Raw genomic sequence first — 534 nt, 5'->3', positions numbered from 1 at the left:
CAACGATAGACTGCCAGGTATTACCATCGCCAAACAGGCGCAGCTCAGGGGTATCGGTGAAAAAACTGAGCGCCGAAAAGACGATAACCAGATAGGAGACGTTGGCGATCACCGCGCACAGCCAGTATCCCCAGGCGGAGCAGAAGCCGATCAGTTCGCCGAATCCTTCGCGAGCGTAGGTGAAGATCCCGCCGTCGAGGTCGGGACGAATACGGGTCAACAGCAGCATGGCGAAAGCGAGAAACAGGATCCCGACGCCGGTGATGGCCCAGCCAATGAGCAGAGCGGAGGGGCTGGCCACGGCAGCCATATTTTGCGGCAAACTGAATACGCCAGCGCCGAGCATTGAGCTAAGGACCAGGGCGGTCAGGGCGCTCAGGCCCAGTTTCTTTTCCATTGCATTCCCGAGGTGAAAATGGCTGTTCCAGAATATTTATTTTGCGAAATCGCATAAAAATGGAGGATTGCGCTAAGGCGCGGGATTTTACGGAGTGTCCGGGGGCCATGCAATGGCGGGGGATGAAAAAAAATGAA

1 protein-coding gene is annotated in these 534 nt (G+C 55.8%); it reads right to left on the bottom strand.

Annotated features, from left to right (window positions below):
- Nucleotides 1-397 (bottom strand): amino acid permease (locus PKE79_RS16780; RefSeq protein ID WP_271174803.1); only part of this gene is annotated, 397 nt, incomplete at its 3' end.
- Nucleotides 398-534: the final 137 nt, after the last annotated feature.

It is taken from the genome of Microbacterium barkeri (assembly GCF_027921765.1).
Taxonomy (GTDB): Bacteria; Actinomycetota; Actinomycetes; order Actinomycetales; family Microbacteriaceae; genus Microbacterium; species Microbacterium barkeri.
The sequence above is the reverse complement of the archived record's forward strand: the minus strand, read 5'-3'. Positions and strand labels throughout refer to the sequence as shown.